The 287-nt window shown below is 72.5% G+C and carries 1 pseudogene; it reads left to right on the top strand.

Annotated elements, in window-relative coordinates:
• Nucleotides 1–287 (top strand): annotated as a pseudogene (locus GV790_RS29955) (TetR/AcrR family transcriptional regulator); the annotation flags it as partial.

Below are 287 nucleotides of genomic sequence, written 5' to 3'. Positions count from 1 at the left end.
GTGGGAGCAGCGCGCCGCAACCATGCTCGACGACGTCCGCGCCACCTTGGACGAGATCAGCATCGACGACGTCGCCGACGTGCGCACGGCCGTCGAGCGCCTCACCGACGCCGTCCCCATCGATGACGGCTGGTACCGCATCACCGCCGAATTCACCGCGCACGCGCTGCGCACTCCCGGACTGAGCCGGGTCATGGCGGCGCGGGAGGAGGCGATCGTCGCCGCACTGGTACCGAGTATCGCGACCGCGCTCGCCCGCGTCGGCCGCACCGTGCCCGATCCCGCGG

The organism is Nocardia cyriacigeorgica, from assembly GCF_010858045.1.
GTDB lineage: Bacteria > Actinomycetota > Actinomycetes > Mycobacteriales > Mycobacteriaceae > Nocardia > Nocardia cyriacigeorgica_E.
This window is presented reverse-complemented; position numbering and strand designations above follow the sequence as displayed.